Raw genomic sequence first — 19,512 nt, 5'->3', positions numbered from 1 at the left:
CCAATGCGGGATCGCAATTTTGATGACATTGCAGAGAAGTTTTCCCGTAACATTTACGGCACCACCAAAGGCCAATTAAGACAGGCTATTCTTTGGCAGGATTTGGATCGATTATTGGCGACATTCGGCGAGCAGCAATTGCATATTCTGGATGCCGGCGGCGGTGAAGGGCAAACGGCCATCAAGATGGCGGAACGTGGGCACTTCGTGACATTATGCGATCTGTCAGGCGAAATGATCGCCCGTGCGCGACAGGCGGCAGAGGCAAAAGGTGTGAGCGGAAACATGCATTTCATACAATGCGCCGCTCAGGACGTTACTGCGCATTTGGAAACCCCGGTTGATCTGATATTGTTTCATGCTGTGCTGGAATGGGTGACGGATCCCGTCAGCGTGTTGCAGACGTTGTGGTCAGTATTGCGTCCCGGCGGCGCGCTGTCGTTAATGTTCTACAATGCTAACGGTCTGTTGATGCATAACATGGTCGCAGGGAACTTTGACTATGTGCAGGTGGGGATGCCGAAACGTAAAAAGCGTACGCTTTCACCGGACTACCCACGCGATCCGGGGCAGGTTTACCAGTGGCTGGAACAGATCGGTTGGCAGATAACAAGTAAAACGGGCGTCCGAGTGTTTCATGACTATCTGCGGGATAAGCATAAACAACATGACGACTATGAAATGTTACTTGAGTTAGAAACGCGCTATTGCCGCCAGGAACCGTATATCAGCCTTGGGCGCTATATTCATGTCACCGCGATTAAAAGTCCGGCCCGAGCCGCAGATGCAAGGATAACCTATGAGTGAATTTTCCCAGACAGTCCCCGAACTGGTTGCCTGGGCCAGAAAAAATGACTTCTCCATCTCTCTGCCGGTAGACAGACTTTCGTTCCTGCTGGCGGTCGCCACTCTGAACGGCGAGCGACTTGACGGCGAGATGAGTGAAGGTGAGCTGGTGGATGCGTTCCGCCATGTGAGTGATGCGTTTGAGCAAACCAGCGAAACCATTGGCGTACGTGCTAACAACGCGATTAACGATATGGTGCGTCAACGTCTGCTGAACCGCTTTACCAGCGAGCAGGCGGAAGGCAATGCCATATATCGTTTAACGCCGCTCGGGATTGGCATCACGGATTACTACATACGTCAGCGCGAATTCTCTACGCTGCGTCTTTCAATGCAACTGTCGATTGTTGCAGGCGAACTGAAGCGCGCGGCGGATGCGGCAGCGGAAGGCGGCGATGAGTTCCACTGGCATCGCAATGTTTACGCGCCATTGAAATATTCGGTGGCGGAGATTTTCGACAGTATCGATCTCACCCAGCGCATCATGGATGAACAGCAGCAGCAGGTGAAAGACGATATCGCGCAGTTGCTGAACAAAGACTGGCGGGCGGCGATTTCCAGCTGTGAACTGCTGCTTTCTGAAACTTCCGGGACGCTGCGCGAACTGCAGGATACGTTGGAAGCGGCGGGGGATAAGCTACAGGCAAACCTGCTACGAATCCAGGATGCCACGATGGCGCATGACGATTTGCATTTTGTCGACAGACTGGTGTTTGACTTACAAAGTAAGCTCGACCGTATTATCAGTTGGGGCCAGCAGTCTATTGATTTGTGGATCGGTTACGATCGCCATGTGCATAAGTTTATCCGTACCGCGATTGATATGGATAAAAACCGCGTCTTTGCCCAGCGTTTGCGCCAGTCCGTGCAGACTTATTTTGACGATCCATGGGCGCTGACTTATGCCAACGCCGACCGTCTGCTGGATATGCGTGATGAAGAGATGGTCCTGCGTGACGAAGAGGTCACCGGTGAGCTTCCGACAGATCTGGAATATGAAGAATTTAACGAGATCCGTGAGCAACTGGCGGCGATCATCGAAGAACAGTTGGCTATCTACAAATCCAGACAAACGCCACTGGATCTCGGTTTGGTAGTGCGCGAGTATCTGGCGCAATATCCACGTGCGCGTCACTTCGACGTCGCGCGTATTGTTATCGATCAGGCGGTACGTCTTGGCGTAGCGCAAGCAGATTTCACCGGACTGCCAGCCAAATGGCAGCCGATTAATGATTACGGAGCCAAGGTACAGGCGCATGTCATTGACAAATATTGAACAAGTGATGCCGGTAAAGCTGGCGCAGGCGCTGGCGAATCCGTTATTTCCGGCGCTGGATAGCGCCTTACGTTCGGGCCGACATATCGGCCTGGATGAACTGGATAATCATGCCTTCCTGATGGATTTTCAGGAATATTTTGAAGAATTTTACAGCCGCTATAACGTGGAACTGATCCGCGCGCCGGAAGGATTCTTCTACCTTCGTCCGCGTTCAACGACGCTCATTCCGCGTTCGGTTCTGTCCGAACTGGACATGATGGTAGGTAAAATTCTTTGCTATCTCTATCTCAGCCCGGAACGCCTGGCGAATGAAGGGATTTTTACCCAGCAAGAGTTATACGACGAGTTGTTGACGCTGGCGGATGAAGCGAAACTGCTGAAGCTGGTGAACAATCGTTCAACCGGTTCGGACGTTGACCGTCAGAAGCTACAGGAAAAGGTACGTTCTTCGCTAAACCGTCTGCGTCGCTTAGGCATGGTGTGGTTTCTGGGTCACGACAGCAGCAAATTCCGTATTACGGAATCGGTCTTCCGCTTTGGCGCGGACGTACGCACCGGTGACGATCCGCGTGAAGCCCAGCGTCGCTTAATTCGTGATGGCGAAGCAATGCCGGTCGAGAACCGCCTGCAGCTCAACGATGAGCCCGAAGAGAATCAGCCGGACAGTGGAGAAGAAGAATAATGATTGAACGCGGTAAATTTCGCTCACTTACGCTGATTAACTGGAATGGCTTTTTTGCCCGTACGTTCGACCTGGATGAACTGGTCACCACGCTGTCCGGTGGTAACGGTGCGGGTAAATCCACGACCATGGCGGCATTTGTTACGGCGCTCATCCCGGATTTAACCCTGCTGCATTTCCGTAATACCACCGAAGCCGGTGCGACCAGCGGTTCACGTGACAAAGGTCTGCACGGTAAGCTGAAGGCGGGGGTCTGTTACTCAATGCTTGACGTCCTCAACTCCCGCCATCAGCGCGTGGTTGTCGGCGTTCGTCTGCAACAGGTTGCCGGTCGCGATCGTAAAGTGGATATCAAGCCGTTTGCCATTCAGGGGCTGCCGATGTCGGTGCAGCCCACTCAGTTGGTTACGGAAACGCTGAACGAACGCCAGGCGCGCGTCCTGTCTCTCCCTGAGCTGAAAGAAAAGCTTGATGAGATGGAAGGCGTGCAGTTTAAGCAGTTCAACTCGATAACGGATTATCACTCGCTGATGTTCGATCTGGGCATCATTGCCCGTCGTCTGCGCTCTGCGTCCGATCGTAGTAAATTCTATCGTCTGATTGAAGCCTCGCTGTATGGCGGTATCTCCAGCGCTATTACTCGCTCGCTGCGTGATTACCTGCTGCCAGAAAACAGCGGCGTACGCAAAGCGTTCCAGGATATGGAAGCCGCGCTGCGTGAAAACCGCATGACCCTGGAAGCGATTCGCGTAACCCAGTCTGACCGCGATCTGTTTAAGCATTTGATCAGCGAAGCGACCAACTACGTGGCAGCGGATTATATGCGCCATGCCAACGAGCGCCGTATTCATCTGGATAAAGCGCTGGAATATCGTCGTGAACTGCATACCTCACGCAAGCAGTTGGCTGCTGAGCAGTATAAGCACGTGGATATGGCGCGCGAACTGGGCGAGCACAACGGCGCGGAAGGCGATCTGGAAGCTGATTACCAGGCGGCGAGCGATCACCTCAATCTGGTGCAAACCGCGCTGCGTCAGCAGGAAAAAATTGAACGCTATGAAGCGGATCTCGAGGAATTACAGATCCGTCTCGAAGAACAAAATGAGGTCGTCGCGGAAGCCGTTGACCGCCAGGATGAAAACGAAGCCCGCGCGGAAGCCGCTGAGCTGGAAGTGGATGAGCTGAAAAGTCAGCTTGCCGATTATCAGCAGGCGCTGGATGTCCAGCAAACGCGAGCTATCCAGTATACCCAGGCGATTCAGGCGTTAAGCCGGGCCAAAGAGTTGTGCCACTTACCGGATCTGACAGCCGACAGCGCTGCCGAATGGCTGGAAACCTTCCAGGCCAAAGAGCAGGAAGCCACAGAAAAACTGTTGACGCTGGAACAAAAAATGAGCGTGGCGCAAACCGCGCACAGCCAGTTTGAACAGGCTTATCAACTGGTGGCGGCGATTAACGGCCCACTGGCGCGTGGTGAGGCCTGGAGCGTGGCGCGTGAACTGCTGCGGGAAGGCGTTGAGCAGCGTCACCTGGCGGAACAGGTTCAGCCGTTGCGTATGCGTCTTAGCGAACTGGAGCAGCGTCTGCGCGAGCAGCAGGACGCCGAGCGGCTGTTGGCTGAATTCTGCAAACGCCAGGGTAAACAGTTCGATATCGATGAACTGGAAGCGCTGCATCAGGAGCTGGAAGCGCGCATTGCCGCCTTGTCGGACAGCGTATCGTCAGCCAGCGAACAGCGAATGACGCTGCGTCAGGAACAGGAACAACTGCAGTCGCGTATCCAGCATTTGATGAAACGCGCGCCGGTCTGGCTGGCCGCGCAAAATAGCCTGAATCAACTTAGCGAACAGTGTGGCGAAGAGTTTACCTCCAGCCAGGACGTGACCGAGTATTTGCAGCAATTGCTGGAGCGCGAGCGTGAAGCCATTGTTGAGCGCGATGAAGTTGGCGCGCGCAAAAACGCGGTTGATGAAGAAATTGAACGTTTAAGTCAGCCGGGCGGGGCGGAAGATCAGCGTCTGAACGCGCTGGCGGAACGCTTCGGCGGCGTGCTGCTGTCTGAAATTTATGACGACGTTAGCCTTGAAGATGCGCCGTACTTCTCCGCGCTGTACGGTCCGTCGCGCCATGCTATCGTGGTGCCGGATCTGTCGCTGATTACCGAACAGCTTGAAGGACTGACGGATTGTCCGGAAGATCTCTATTTTATCGAAGGGGATCCGCAGTCGTTTGATGACAGCGTTTTCAGCGTTGATGAACTGGAAAAAGCGGTGGTGGTGAAAACCGCCGAACGTCAGTGGCGTTATTCCCGCTTCCCAACGGTGCCGATTTTTGGCCGCGCCGCGCGCGAAAGCCGTATCGAAACCCTGCATGCCGAGCGTGAAGGGCTGTCTGAACGTTTCGCCACGCTCTCTTTTGACGTCCAGAAAACCCAGCGTCTGCATCAGGCGTTCAGCCGCTTTATCGGCAGCCATTTGTCGGTGGCGTTTGAAGCCGATCCAGAAGCGGAGATTCGTCAGTTGAACAGCCGCCGCGTTGAGCTGGAGCGTGCGCTGACCAATCATGAAAATGATAACCAGCAAAGCCGTATGCAGTTTGAACAGGCGAAAGAGGGGGTTTCTGCGCTGAACCGCCTGCTGCCGCGTTTAAATCTGCTGGTCGATGAAACGCTTGCCGATCGCGTGGACGAAATTCGCGAGCGTCTGGATGAAGCTCAGGAAGCGGCGCGTTTTGTGCAGCAGCACGGCAATCAGTTAGCCAAACTGGAACCGATGGTTTCGGTTCTGCAAAATGACCCTGAGCAGTTTGAACAACTGAAGGAAGATTACGCCTATTCCCAGCAGATGCAGCGTGATGCGCGTCAGCAGGCGTTTGCGCTGACAGAGGTCGTACAACGTCGGGCGCACTTTAGCTATTCCGATTCAGCCGAAATGCTGAGCGGCAACAGCGATCTGAACGAAAAACTGCGCCAACGCCTGGAACAGGCGGAAGCTGAACGTACCCGCGCTCGTGAAGCGCTGCGCAGCCACGCCGCGCAGTTAAGCCAGTACAACCAGGTCATGGCGTCGCTGAAAAGCTCCTATGACACTAAAAAAGAACTGCTCAACGATTTACAACGTGAACTGCAGGATATCGGCGTTCGTGCTGACAGCGGTGCGGAAGAGCGTGCCCGTATTCGTCGGGATGAACTGCACGCGCAGCTCAGTAACAACCGTGCGCGCCGTAACCAGTTGGAAAAAGCGCTGACCTTCTGCGAAGCGGAGATGGACAACCTGACCCGCAAACTGCGCAAACTGGAACGCGATTATTTTGAGATGCGCGAACAGGTAGTGATGGCGAAAGCCGGCTGGTGTGCCGTGATGCGCATGGTGAAAGACAACGGCGTTGAACGCCGTCTGCACCGTCGCGAGCTGGCATATCTTTCTGGTGATGAACTGCGTTCGATGTCGGATAAGGCGCTCGGTGCGCTGCGTCTGGCGGTGGCGGATAACGAACACCTGCGTGATGTGTTGCGCATGTCTGAAGATCCGAAGCGCCCGGAGCGTAAAATTCAGTTCTTTGTCGCGGTTTATCAGCATCTGCGTGAACGTATTCGTCAGGATATTATTCGTACCGACGATCCGGTGGAAGCGATCGAACAGATGGAGATCGAACTGAGCCGTCTGACGGAAGAATTAACCTCGCGTGAACAGAAGCTGGCGATCAGCTCCCGCAGCGTGGCAAACATCATTCGTAAGACGATTCAGCGCGAACAAAACCGTATTCGTATGCTGAACCAGGGGCTGCAAAACGTGTCGTTTGGCCAGGTCAACAGCGTGCGTCTGAACGTCAACGTGCGTGAAACGCATGCCACCTTGCTGGACGTACTTTCCGAGCAGCATGAACAGCACCAGGATCTGTTTAACAGCAACCGTCTGACCTTCTCTGAAGCACTGGCGAAGCTGTATCAGCGACTGAATCCGCAGATTGATATGGGGCAACGCACGCCGCAAACCATTGGCGAAGAGCTGCTGGACTACCGTAACTATCTGGAAATGGAAGTCGAGGTTAACCGTGGATCTGACGGTTGGCTGCGTGCTGAATCTGGCGCACTGTCCACCGGTGAAGCGATCGGGACCGGGATGTCTATTCTGGTGATGGTTGTGCAAAGCTGGGAAGACGAAGGTCGCAGACTGCGTGGGAAAGATATCTCGCCATGCCGACTGTTGTTCCTTGATGAAGCCGCACGACTTGATGCCCGCTCCATCGCGACCCTGTTTGAACTGTGCGAGCGTTTGCAGATGCAACTGATTATCGCGGCACCGGAAAACATCAGCCCGGAGAAAGGCACCACCTACAAACTGGTGCGTAAAGTCTTCCAGAACACCGAGCACGTTCACGTGGTGGGGCTACGCGGGTTTGCCCCGCAGTTACCTGAACCACTGCCGGGAACTGAAGACGCTTCCTCACAGGCAAGCTAACGAAGAAGGCGGCTAAATAGCCGCCTTCTGCTTTTCTGAAAAGCACGTAATGCCTGGTGTGATTTCTTTAGACTTCTTTACATTAGGTTAGGCAAAAACTATTTGATGTTTATATACTAAAGGTAAGCCTAACGCATCGCAGGCTTGCTCGTCATACTTCAGCGTGTATTGGCGTTTTACAGGTCCGACCCCAACTAACTTAGGGGGGAATGCATACGGCCTGGCTATTCAAAGTATGATAAAGAAAACAGGGGGCAAGGGATGTTGCTTAATAAAATGTGTGGTCGTCGGCTCTCGGCAATCAGTTTGTGCCTGGCCGTAACATTCGCTCCACTGTTCAATGCGCAGGCCGATGAGCCTGAAATGATCCCTGGCGACAGCTCAGCGTCCGTCAGTGAACAGCCTACGGCGTTATCGCAACCGCAGGTTCAATCTTCCGCTACTGCTATTATGGCGGGTATTCAACCGCTGCCAGAGGGCATGTCTGTCGATAAGGCGCGAGCCGATTTACAATCTCAACTTCCAGCGGGCTTCACGCCGGTATACATGAGTCAGTTGGAGCTGCTGTACGCTGCGCGCGATATGAAACCGATGTGGGAAAATCGTGATGCGGTAAAAGCATTTCAGCAACAGTTAGCCGAGGTGGCGATTGCTGGTTTCCAGCCGCAATTTACCACTTGGGTCGCATTGCTGACTGACCCGGCGGTAACCGGTCAGGCGCGAGACATCGTGCTTTCTGATGCCCTGATGGGATATCTGCACTTTATCGCGAATATTCCTGTCAAAGGTAATCGCTGGCTCTACAGTAACAAGCCCTATGCGCTGGCAACTCCGCCGATTTCCGTGATCAACCAATGGCAGGTGGCGCTGGATAATGGCCAGCTGACTTCGTTTATTGCCAGCCTGGCGCCTCAGCATCCGCAGTATGCAGCCATGCATGAATCGTTGCTAAAACTGGTGAGCGATACGCGTCCCTGGCCGCAGTTAACCAGTACCGCGACGCTGCGTCCTGGCGAGTGGAGTAACGACATCCCCGCGTTGCGTGAAATTTTACGCCGTACCGGGATGCTCGAATCAGTCGTCAGTACGGCAGCTAAAGAAGGGCGTAGCGCTTACGGCAGTGAACTGGTCGAGGCGGTGAAGCGGTTTCAGACCTGGCAGGGGCTGGGGGCTGATGGCGCAATTGGACCCGCGACACGTGACTGGCTGAACGTAACGCCCGCGCAGCGTGCGGGGGTGCTGGCGTTGAATATTCAGCGTTTGCGCCTGCTGCCGAGTGACTTATCTACCGGTATCATGGTCAATATTCCTGCCTACTCGCTGGTCTATTACCAGAACGGTAATCAGGTGCTGGCCTCCCGCGTCATCGTCGGGCGTCCCGATCGTAAAACGCCGATGATGAGCAGTGCGCTGAATAATGTGGTCGTGAACCCGCCGTGGAACGTCCCGCCGACGCTGGCACGAAAAGATATTCTGCCTAAGTTGTGGAATGATCCGGGATACCTTGAGCGTCACGGCTATACCGTAATGCGCGGCTGGAATAGCAAAGAGACGATAGATCCGTGGCAGGTTGACTGGGCGACCATCACCGCATCCAATCTGCCGTTCCGCTTCCAGCAGGCGCCGGGCGCGCGTAACTCACTCGGACGTTATAAATTTAATATGCCGAGTTCAGATGCTATTTATTTGCACGATACGCCGAATCACAATCTGTTCCAGAAAGATACGCGGGCGCTTAGTTCAGGCTGCGTGCGTGTGAATAAGGCATCTGAGCTGGCGAATATGCTGTTACAGGATGCGGGATGGAATGATTCGCGCATCTCGGACGCCCTGAAGCAAGGGGATACACGGTACGTGAATATTCGCCAGAATATTCCGGTCAATCTCTACTACCTGACCGCGTTTGTGGGAGCGGATGGTCGGACGCAGTATCGTACAGATATTTACAATTACGATCTGACAGCGCGATCCAGCGCACAAATTGTGTCAAAAGCCGAACAATTAATCAGATAAATGAAGCAGTTCGAGAAAAATGATTGTCGTAAGTTATGTCGGAAACGGGGCAAAATGGCTGTAAGCCCCGTATTTCCTGGGGGTGGGAGCCTTGACGTAGACTACTTAGCCAGATAAGGTTTCCCGCGTGCGCTAGAGCATACATACGATAACATTGACCTTGTAGATCTTAATACCATGGACAAATTTGACGCTAATCGCCGCAAACTGCTGGCGCTTGGTGGCATTGCCCTCGGCGCTGCCATCCTGCCTACGCCCGCGTTTGCCACACTCTCTACCCCACGTCCGCGTATCTTGACTCTGAATAACCTGCATACCGGTGAGTCAATAAAAGCAGAGTTTTTTGATGGCAGGGGCTATATTCAGGACGAATTAGCAAAACTTAACCACTTTTTCCGTGATTTTCGGGCCAATAAAGTGAAATCCATTGACCCGGGATTGTTTGACCAACTCTTCCGTCTGCAGGGCCTGCTGGGCACGCGTAAACCCGTACAGCTGATCTCTGGCTATCGCTCAATCGATACCAATAATGAACTCCGTGCGCGCAGCCGTGGTGTCGCTAAGAAAAGCTACCACACGAAAGGCCAGGCTATGGATTTCCATATTGAAGGCATCGCATTAAGTAATATTCGCAAAGCTGCGTTATCTATGCGCGCAGGTGGTGTAGGATACTACCCCAGCAGTAACTTTGTGCATATTGACACCGGACCTGCACGGCACTGGTGATCCATAAGCTTAATGAAACAGGAGCTGTATGAACTATCGTATTATTCCGGTCACTGCATTTGCCCAGAACTGCTCGTTAATCTGGTGTGAGCAGACTCGTCTGGCCGCGCTGGTCGATCCCGGCGGCGATGCCGGGAAAATCAAACAGGAAGTGGATGCCAGCGGTCTGACGCTTATGCAGATCCTGCTCACTCATGGTCATCTTGACCACGTTGGGGCGGCGGCTGAACTGGCACAGCATTATGGTGTCCCGGTTATTGGCCCGGAAAAAGAAGATGAGTTCTGGCTACAGGGGCTGCCTGCTCAGAGCCGGATGTTTGGCCTGGGAGATTGTGAGCCGCTGACGCCCGATCGCTGGTTGAATGAAGGCGACCGGATAAGCGTGGGCAATGTGACGTTACACGTACTGCATTGTCCGGGCCACACGCCGGGGCATGTGGTCTTCTTTGATGAGCAGTCAAAATTACTGATTTCGGGTGACGTGATTTTCAAAGGCGGCGTAGGACGCAGCGACTTCCCGCGCGGCGATCACAGCCAATTGATTGATTCAATTAAACGTAAACTGTTGCCGTTGGGCGATGACGTGACGTTTATTCCGGGCCACGGTCCACTTTCTACGCTGGGTCACGAACGGTTGCATAACCCGTTCCTGCAGGATGAAATGCCTGTCTGGTAAAAGCGCAGATAAATAAAAAGGCCGCGATTGCGGCCTTTTTTTGTGCGCTATTGATTACAGTACTGCGACAATCGCTTCGCACAGCGGCGCCATGTTATCTGGCGTCATTCCGGCTACGTTTACACGTCCGGAAGCGACAGCATAGACACCAAACTCTTCACGCAGACGCAGAACCTGCTCTTTAGTCAGGCCGCTGAATGAGAACATGCCGTTCTGTTTGATGATAAAGCTGAAGTCGCGGCTTGCACCTTTCTCCTGCAGCGTATTCACGAACAGTAAACGCATGCGCTGAATGCGTTGGCGCATATCAGTCAGCTCTTGTTCCCAGATGGCGCGCAGCGCGTCGTTGCTCAGAATCGTAGCGACTACGGATGCGCCGTGTGCCGGCGGGTTGGAATAGTTAGCACGAATGGCTGATTTCATCTGGCTAAACGCGCGGTCAACGGTTTCAGCATCGGCTGCAACCAGCGTACAGGCGCCTACGCGCTCATTGTACAGACCAAAGTTCTTGGAGTAGGAGCTGGCGACGATCAGCTCTTTGTGCAGCGCCGCGAATGCGCGCAGACCTTCCGCATCTTCTTCCAGACCACGGGCAAAACCCTGGTAGGCGAAGTCAAACAGCGGCAACCAACCTTTATCGACGGAAAGCTGAGCCAGCGTTTGCCACTGCTCCAATGTTGGATCGATACCGGTTGGGTTATGGCAGCAGCCGTGGAATAACACCACGTCGCCTGCCTGCGCTTCACTGAGGCTTGCCAGCATCGCATCAAAGTCTAAAGAGTGGTTTGCCGCATCGTAATAATTGTATTCACGAACTTCCAGACCGGCAGAGTTAAAGACGCTCTTATGGTTCGGCCAGCTTGGATTGCTCACCCAAACGCGTTTAGCCGAGGTGTTTTTTGCCAGGAAATCAGCTGCTACACGCAGTGCGCCAGTACCACCAGGGGTCTGTGCTGTACGTGCGCGTTTGTCGTTGATAAGCGAACTCTCTTTACCAAACAGTAATTCCTGAGTGCAGCGACCAAACTCTGGAATACCGTCAATGCCAAGGTAGTTTTTGGTGGTTTCATTTTCCAGTATATATTGCTCGGCTTTTTTAACGCTGGTCAGTACCGGCGTTTTGCCTGTCTCATCTTTATATACACCGATCCCGAGGTTTATTTTTCCTGGGCGGTCATCGGCACGAAACAAATCAGCCAAACCCAAAATAGGGTCGGCAGGAGCGGCGGTAATGTTCTCAAACATGACGAGGTTCCATAGTGATTACAGAAGGGAAGTCCGCTATCAGGTTAACGGTAGATTTACAAAATGCCAACCGTTACTGACGAAAAGCTGAGGTGTTTTTTTAAGACGCAAGAATCCGCTAGCAGAGATAAAAAAACAGGACCGAAGTCCTGTTTTTTAGGCATTTAACAAAGAGGTCTGCTATTAGAACTGGTAAACGATACCTACTGCGACGGTGTCGTCAGAGCCTACGCCCAGTTTGTTGTCAGAATCGATCTGGTTGATGATGTAATCAACATAGGTGGACATGTTTTTGTTGAAGTAGTAAGTCGCACCCACTTCGAAGTAGTTCACCAGATCTACGTCACCGATGCCTTCAATGTCCTTACCTTTAGATTTGGTATAGGCGAGGGACGGACGCAGGCCGAAGTCGAACTGATACTGGGCAACCAACAGCACGTCTTCAGTTTTGTTGGCATAACCGTTAGCGATACGGGTAGCGTTGTGGGTTTCGCTGTAGTTCGCCGCCAGGTAGATGTTGTTCGCATCGTACTTAACGCCGGTCGCCCACTGCTCAGCTTTGTCGCCATGGCCGCGCAGAGCCGGGTTTTGTTGAGCATCGGTACGGTCAGCTGCGCCATATGCACCTACGATACCGAAGCCGTCGAATTCGTAGCTGATAGAACCGCCAACGCCATCACCGTTAGAGCGACGAACGTCATCACGCTCATTTTTGCCCAGGTACTGAACGGCGAAGTTCAGACCTTCAACCAGACCGAAGAAGTTGGAGTTACGGTAGGTTGCGAGACCGCCGTTACGCTGGGAGAAGAACTGGTCAGAAGCAGCGGTATCACCACCGAATTCTGGCAGCATATCGGTGTAACCCAGCGCATCGTATACGACGCCGTAGTTACGACCGTAGTCGAAGGAGCCCGCGTCGCCGAATTTCAGACCGGCGAACGCCAGACGGGTTTTGTTGCCTTTCTGGGCATCGTCACCGCCTTCTGGGTTATTGCCGCTGAACTGGTATTCCCACTGGCCGTAACCGGTCAGTTGGTCGTTAATCTGAGTTTCCCCTTTGAAACCAAGACGGGCATAGGTCTGATCGCCGTTAGGCGCGTAGGCGTTATCACCGTTGTTCTTGGAAAAATAGTGCAGACCCACGGCTTTACCGTAAATGTCTACTTTGTTGCCATCTTTGTTATAAACTTCTGCAGCGTTAGCTGCCCCGGCTACCAGCAGAGCAGGGATAACCACTGCCAGAATATTGCGCTTCATCATTATTTATTACCCTCATCGGTTTTTATATGACACCTGCCACTGCCGCCAATAAATTCCGTCAATAAAAATTTACGGAACTATTGATGAGAGTTTGGTGTCTTTATGTGTCTGACAGGCATCTTTCCATTCAAACTATCGTTTCGCTACTCTCAAAGTGCTACAAATATAAAGATTTGGTTTCAAAAAGAAAAAATGTGTAACAATATGTTATTTTTGTGCAACTTTGTGAACAACTTCAAACTTCAGATGTCTCCGCGCTAAAAACCACCCCTGTTATTTCTATTTATATGATTTTCTTATATTTAATTTTGCTAAGACCGCTTTTTCTTCGCGATGACTAAAAGAACTGATTTAACTGAAGGTGATTTATGGACATCTGGACAGCCATGTGAAAGGTTAAAAAATGTACTATTTAATCAGAAAATGCTAATCCACAATAAAACTGCTGATTATTTTTTGTTCGAATGTGTTGCTGTGAAATATTACGTAACAGGAAGAGGAGAGGCGAAGGGTTGTATTTAACGTGTTATGGGGATCCCTGTCACGTGGCACGGTTACAAAAAAGGCCAGCAATGAATGCTGGCCTTTGGATTAAAAATTCAGCTTTAGAAGCTGGCGTTACGCGGAGTACGCGGGAACGGAATGACATCACGGACGTTCTGCACGCCAGTAACGTAGGCAATCAGACGCTCGAAGCCTAAGCCGAAGCCGGAATGCGGAACGGTACCGTAGCGGCGCAGGTCGCGATACCACCAGTAATCTTCTTTATTCAGACCCATCTCCAGCATACGGGCATCCAGCACGTCCAGACGCTCTTCACGCTGAGAACCACCGATGATTTCACCGATTCCCGGAGCCAGTACGTCCATTGCCGCAACGGTTTTACCGTCTTCGTTAAGGCGCATATAAAACGCTTTGATATCTTTCGGGTAGTTTTTAACCACGACCGGCGCTTTAAAGTGCTCTTCAGCAAGATAACGTTCGTGCTCGGAAGAGAGATCCACACCCCAGTAAACCGGGTTTTCAAACTGTTTGCCGCATTTTTCGAGAATGCTTACCGCGTCGGTGTAGTCCACCTGCGCGAAGTCGGCGTCAATGAAACGTTCCAGGCGTGAAATCGCGTCTTTGTCGACGCGTTCAGCGAAGAATTTCATATCATCCGCACGCTCTGCCAGTACGGCCTTGAAAGCATACTTCAGCATGGCTTCAGCGAGGCCTGCCACGTCGTCCAGATTGGCGAAAGCCACTTCTGGCTCCAGCATCCAGAATTCCGCCAGGTGACGGCTGGTGTTAGAGTTTTCTGCACGGAACGTCGGGCCAAAGGTATAAATTTTGGACAGGGCGCAGGCGTAAGTTTCGCCGTTCAGCTGACCGGAAACGGTCAGGAAGGCTTCTTTACCGAAGAAGTCTTTATCGAAATCGACTTTTCCCTGATCGTTACGCGGCAGGTTTTCCAGATCCAGCGTAGAAACGCGGAACATCTCACCAGCGCCTTCCGTATCGGAAGCGGTGATCAGCGGCGTGGATACCCAAAAGAAACCCTGCTCATGGAAGAAGCGATGCAGCGCTTGCGCCAGCGTATGACGTACACGCGCTACCGCACCAATCATGTTGGTACGCGGACGCATGTGCGCCACTTCACGCAGATACTCAATGCTGTGACGCTTGGCCGCCATCGGGTAGGTGTCAGGATCTTCAACCCAGCCCGCGACTTCAACCTCAGTGGCCTGAATTTCAAAGCTCTGTCCCTGTCCAGGCGACGCAACGACTTTACCCGTTACGATAACTGAACAGCCGGTTGTCAGGCGCAATACGTCCTGATTGTAATTGGGCAGAGAATTATTGATGACGGCCTGTACAGGATCAAAGCAGGAACCGTCATAAACGGCGAGGAAGGAGATGCCAGCTTTTGAATCTCGGCGGGTACGTACCCATCCGCGCACGGTGACTTCGCTGTCAACGTCTACGCGGCCCTGGAGTACGTCGGCTACAGGCACAACGCTCATAATATTCTCTCTGTTAATAGTCGGATATATAAACACATGTCCACCCGTAATGGGGGGGATACCTATGTTACCTGGCATCTGCAATCAGACAAGCAGAATTCGTTGCTGGAGTGAAAGATTTCGGAAATAAACGCGAAAAGGGAGCCGATGTGGCTCCCTGTGAAGATTAACTGGCTTTTTTAATATGCGGCAAATCGAAAGCTTTGCGCAACGCACGAACAAACGCTTTATCGTGGCAGATGGTTTTACCGGGGCTATCAGATAACTTCGCTACCGGTTTGCCGTTACATTCCACCAGCTTGATAACAATATTGAGCGGCTTAACCTGCGGAATATCACACGTTAGCCGTGTACCAATGCCAAAACTCAACTGTACGCGAGAAGAGAAGTGGCGGTAGAGCTCAATCGCTTTTTTCAGATCGAGGTTATCGGAGAACACCAGCGTTTTGCTCAGCGGATCAATCCCTAGTTTTTCATAGTGGGCAATGGCTTTTTCACCCCATTCAACCGGATCGCCAGAGTCGTGACGTAAGCCCTGGTAACGGGTCGCAAATTCAACGCCAAAGTCGCGTAAAAACGCGTCCATGGTGATGCAGTCCGTCAGCGCAATCCCGAGTTGATCAGGATATTCATTTAACCATGCGGCCAGCGCAACGCGCTGGCTGGTAGCAAGCTCCGGACTGATTTGCTGATGAGCCTGGAACCACTCATGCGCTTGCGTACCCATCGGGGTTAATGACAGACGACGGGCGAGATCGTAGTTGCTGGTGCCGACAAACCAGGATTCTTGCTGCAGGCGTTTAACAATGGCCTGCTGTACTTCGCGTGAAAAACGACGGCGCGTACCGAAATCCATCAGATGGAAGCGGGACATATCGACATCTTTCGTTAAAGCAGAGAATTCGACTAGTTTGCTTTCCAGCTCATGGAGTGCCTGTGGCACGCCTGATTCGGGCGAACGGTAACGGTGCACCAGTTCGCTGATAACCGCCAGCAGCGGGACTTCCCACATGATCACTTCACGCCATGGACCGGTTAAGCGGATGTTCAGCTTGCCGTTATCGTTGGTGACGCACACCTGTTCCGGGTTATAGCGGAAATCACGTAACCAGGCGAGGTAATCAGCTTTAAAGAAAGGCAGGCCGGAGAGCCACTGGTACTCGTCCTCCTGCAGTCGCAGGTGCTGCATGGCATTCACCTGCTCACGAATAGCATCGGCATAAATACCGAGCAGGTCATCGCCACGGCAACGAAATTCAGCCGCTACTTGTACATCATAGTAGTGGTGAAAAACGGCTTGCTGCATATGCAACTTATAAGCGTCTGTATCCAGCAGCGAGTGCAGAACAGGAGAAGCGAATTGTGTCATAGGTGCGCAGTAGCATCCTCTCACGGGAGCGTTTAGTACAATAAACAACTAAGAAAACCGCTGGAGTATACCCTGTTTAGCGATTTATTGAACCCCGATCACACCATAAGCTGTCTTTCTGGTCGAGGGCAATTCGTGCCGCGTGTTATGAAAATGTAGCAAAAAGGGTGTTTGTGCCTGAAAAGATGAACATTCTGCGTAGCGCGATTTACGCAACAGGAATAGACTGAAGCCGAGACTCTACCAAAGATGCTAAAGGTTTTTTTATGACACAACAGCCACAAGCCAAATACCGTCACGACTATCGTGCGCCGGATTACCAGATTACTGATATTGACTTGACCTTTGACCTGGATGCTGAAAAAACCGTGGTCACCGCCGTGAGCCAGGCTGTCCGTCATGGTGCGTCCAGTGCGCCGCTGCGCCTGGATGGCGAAGATCTGACCCTGGTGTCAATCCACGTGAACGACGAGCCGTGGACAGAGTATAAAGAAGAAGAGGGCGCTCTGGTCATCAGTCAGTTGCCGGAACGTTTTACGCTGCGTATCGTGAATGAAATTAGCCCGGCGGCCAATACCGCGCTGGAAGGACTGTATAAGTCTGGCGATGCGCTGTGCACCCAGTGTGAGGCAGAAGGGTTCCGCCATATTACCTGGTATCTCGACAGACCCGATGTTCTGGCGCGTTTTACCACCAAAATTATCGCCGATAAAACCCAATATCCGTTCCTGCTCTCTAACGGCAACCGCGTGGCGCAGGGTGAACTGGAAAACGGTCGTCACTGGGTGCAGTGGCAGGATCCGTTCCCGAAACCGTGCTATCTGTTTGCGCTGGTAGCCGGTGATTTCGACGTCCTGCGTGACACCTTTACCACCCGCTCAGGACGTGAAGTGGCGCTGGAACTGTATGTCGATCGCGGCAATCTGGACCGTGCGCCGTGGGCAATGACCTCGCTGAAAAACTCCATGAAATGGGATGAGGAGCGTTTCGGCCTTGAGTATGACCTCGACATCTATATGATTGTCGCCGTCGACTTCTTCAATATGGGTGCGATGGAGAATAAAGGTCTGAACATCTTTAACTCCAAATATGTGCTGGCCCGCACCGATACGGCCACCGACAAAGACTATCTTGATATTGAACGCGTTATTGGTCACGAATATTTCCATAACTGGACCGGCAACCGTGTGACCTGTCGCGACTGGTTCCAGTTGAGCCTGAAAGAAGGTTTAACCGTGTTCCGCGATCAGGAGTTCAGTTCCGATCTCGGCTCACGTGCGGTAAACCGTATCAGCAATGTACGTACCATGCGCGGCCTGCAGTTTGCCGAAGACGCCAGCCCGATGGCGCACCCGATCCGCCCGGATATGGTTATCGAAATGAACAACTTCTATACCCTGACCGTGTATGAAAAGGGCGCTGAAGTCATTCGTATGATCCACACTCTGCTGGGTGAGACTAACTTCCAGAAAGGGATGCAGCTGTACTTTGAGCGTCATGACGGCAGCGCTGCTACCTGTGATGATTTCGTGCAGGCGATGGAAGATGCGTCCAATGTCGATCTCTCTCATTTCCGCCGCTGGTACAGTCAGTCCGGTACGCCGATTCTGACCGTGCGTGATGACTACAATCCGTCAACGGAACAATACACGCTGACTATCAGCCAGCGTACGCCAGCCACGCCGGATCAGGCCGAGAAACAACCGCTGCATATTCCTTTCGCCCTCGAGTTGTATGACAACGAAGGGAAAGTGATCCCGCTACAAAAAGGCGGGCATCCGGTGAATGCTGTGCTCAACGTGACCCAGGCAGAACAGACGTTTGTCTTTGATAACGTCTACTTCCAGCCAGTTCCGGCACTGCTGTGCGAATTCTCCGCACCGGTAAAACTGGAATACAAATGGAGCGATCAGCAACTGACCTTCCTGATGCGTCATGCGCGTAACGATTTCTCTCGTTGGGATGCGGCGCAAAGTCTGCTGGCGACCTATATTAAGCTCAACGTTGCCCGTCATCAGCAGGGCCAGCCGTTGTCGCTGCCGGTACATGTGGCCGATGCTTTCCGCGCCATTTTGCTCGATGAGAAAATCGATCCGGCGCTGGCGGCAGAGATCCTGACGTTGCCTTCGGTAAATGAAATCGCCGAACTGTTCGATATCATCGATCCGGTCGCGATAACGGAAGTTCGCGAAGCATTGACCCGCACGCTGGCGGCTGAGCTGGCGGATGAATTCCTCGCTATCTATAACGCTAATCATCTTGACGAGTACCGCGTTGAGCATGCTGATATTGGTAAGCGTACGCTGCGCAATGCCTGCCTGCGCTTCCTGGCCTTTGGCGAAACCCATCTGGCTGACACGTTGGTTAGTAAGCAGTACCGCGAAGCGAACAATATGACTGACGCCCTGGCGGCGCTGTCCGCTGCGGTGGCGGCGCAACTGCCATGCCGTGACGCATTGATGCAGGAGTATGACGATAAATGGCATCATGACGGTCTGGTAATGGATAAATGGTTTATCCTGCAATCCACCAGCCCGGCGAGAAACGTGCTGGAAACGGTACGCGGTCTGCTGAAGCATCGTTCCTTCAGTATGAGTAACCCGAACCGTATTCGTTCCCTGATTGGTGCTTTTGCGGGCAGCAACCCGGCGGCTTTCCATGCGGAAGATGGCAGCGGCTATCAGTTCCTGGTCGATATGCTGACTGAGCTGAACAGCCGCAATCCACAGGTGGCGTCACGTCTGATTGAGCCGTTGATTCGTTTGAAACGCTATGATGCCAAACGTCAGGCGAAGATGCGTGCGGCGCTGGAACAGTTGAAAGGCCTCGAGAATCTCTCCGGCGATCTGTTCGAGAAGATTGACAAAGCGTTAGCCTGATAATATTGCCGGATGGATCCGGCCTACCATTCACGCGTAGGCCGGATAAGCGGTAGCGCCATCCGGCGTTT

The 19,512-nt window shown here is 52.7% G+C and carries 12 protein-coding genes; 8 read left to right on the top strand and 4 right to left on the bottom strand.

What is annotated here, in order from left to right; genetic code table 11:
• Positions 1–3: 3 nt before the first annotated feature.
• The 7 genes from cmoM (at position 4) to FDX09_RS23235 (ending at position 10,682) form a co-directional block, all read left to right on the top strand.
• The gene (gene cmoM / locus FDX09_RS23265; RefSeq protein ID WP_069323253.1) at positions 4–807 is read left to right on the top strand and encodes a tRNA uridine 5-oxyacetic acid(34) methyltransferase CmoM; all 804 of its coding nucleotides are present in this window, start codon (positions 4–6) and stop codon (positions 805–807) included.
• Complete coding sequence (gene mukF / locus FDX09_RS23260) at positions 800–2,122, top strand: chromosome partition protein MukF (protein ID WP_038639340.1); 1,323 nt, start codon at positions 800–802, stop codon at positions 2,120–2,122. Before cmoM ends, mukF begins: the two co-directional genes overlap by 8 nt.
• Positions 2,103–2,807: a chromosome partition protein MukE gene (gene mukE / locus FDX09_RS23255; RefSeq protein WP_038639343.1), complete on the top strand. Its 705-nt coding sequence runs from the start codon at positions 2,103–2,105 to the stop codon at positions 2,805–2,807. Before mukF ends, mukE begins: the two co-directional genes overlap by 20 nt.
• Positions 2,807–7,267: a chromosome partition protein MukB gene (gene mukB, locus FDX09_RS23250; protein WP_137347933.1), complete on the top strand. Its 4,461-nt coding sequence runs from the start codon at positions 2,807–2,809 to the stop codon at positions 7,265–7,267. The genes mukE and mukB overlap by 1 nt, the downstream gene beginning before the upstream one ends.
• A 261-nt stretch (positions 7,268–7,528) precedes the next feature.
• On the top strand, positions 7,529–9,280 hold the full coding sequence (gene ldtD / locus FDX09_RS23245) for a L,D-transpeptidase (protein WP_085049198.1): 1,752 nt from the start codon (positions 7,529–7,531) through the stop codon (positions 9,278–9,280).
• A gap of 177 nt (positions 9,281–9,457) precedes the next feature.
• Complete coding sequence (locus FDX09_RS23240) at positions 9,458–10,006, top strand: YcbK family protein (RefSeq protein ID WP_003831948.1); 549 nt, start codon at positions 9,458–9,460, stop codon at positions 10,004–10,006.
• 28 nt (positions 10,007–10,034) lie between these two features.
• Complete coding sequence (locus FDX09_RS23235) at positions 10,035–10,682, top strand: MBL fold metallo-hydrolase (protein ID WP_038639351.1); 648 nt, start codon at positions 10,035–10,037, stop codon at positions 10,680–10,682.
• 54 nt (positions 10,683–10,736) lie between these two features.
• Here the strand turns inward: FDX09_RS23235 and aspC are convergent, their stop codons facing one another.
• The 4 genes from aspC to pncB form a co-directional block, all read right to left on the bottom strand.
• Positions 10,737–11,927 carry an aspartate transaminase gene (gene aspC, locus FDX09_RS23230; protein WP_042309427.1) on the bottom strand — a complete coding sequence of 397 codons (1,191 nt, stop codon included), beginning with the start codon at positions 11,925–11,927 and terminating at the stop codon, positions 10,737–10,739.
• A gap of 183 nt (positions 11,928–12,110) precedes the next feature.
• Entirely contained in the window at positions 12,111–13,187 is a 1,077-nt protein-coding gene (ompF, locus tag FDX09_RS23225) for a porin OmpF (RefSeq protein WP_121528839.1), read from the bottom strand.
• Positions 13,188–13,792: 605 nt separating this feature from the next.
• A complete protein-coding gene (asnS, locus tag FDX09_RS23220; protein ID WP_085049200.1) occupies positions 13,793–15,193 on the bottom strand; it encodes an asparagine--tRNA ligase in 1,401 nt (466 codons plus the stop codon).
• 166 nt (positions 15,194–15,359) lie between these two features.
• Positions 15,360–16,562: a nicotinate phosphoribosyltransferase gene (gene pncB / locus FDX09_RS23215; RefSeq protein WP_069323257.1), complete on the bottom strand. Its 1,203-nt coding sequence runs from the start codon at positions 16,560–16,562 to the stop codon at positions 15,360–15,362.
• A 266-nt stretch (positions 16,563–16,828) separates the two neighbouring features.
• On the opposite strand from pncB, the gene pepN reads away from it, so the two are divergent.
• Complete coding sequence (pepN, locus tag FDX09_RS23210) at positions 16,829–19,441, top strand: aminopeptidase N (protein WP_137347932.1); 2,613 nt, start codon at positions 16,829–16,831, stop codon at positions 19,439–19,441.
• The last annotated feature ends 71 nt before the right edge of the window (positions 19,442–19,512 follow it).

Source organism: Citrobacter sp. wls717 (assembly GCF_005280955.1).
In the GTDB taxonomy this organism is placed as follows: Bacteria; Pseudomonadota; Gammaproteobacteria; order Enterobacterales; family Enterobacteriaceae; genus Citrobacter; species Citrobacter werkmanii.
This window is presented reverse-complemented; position numbering and strand designations above follow the sequence as displayed.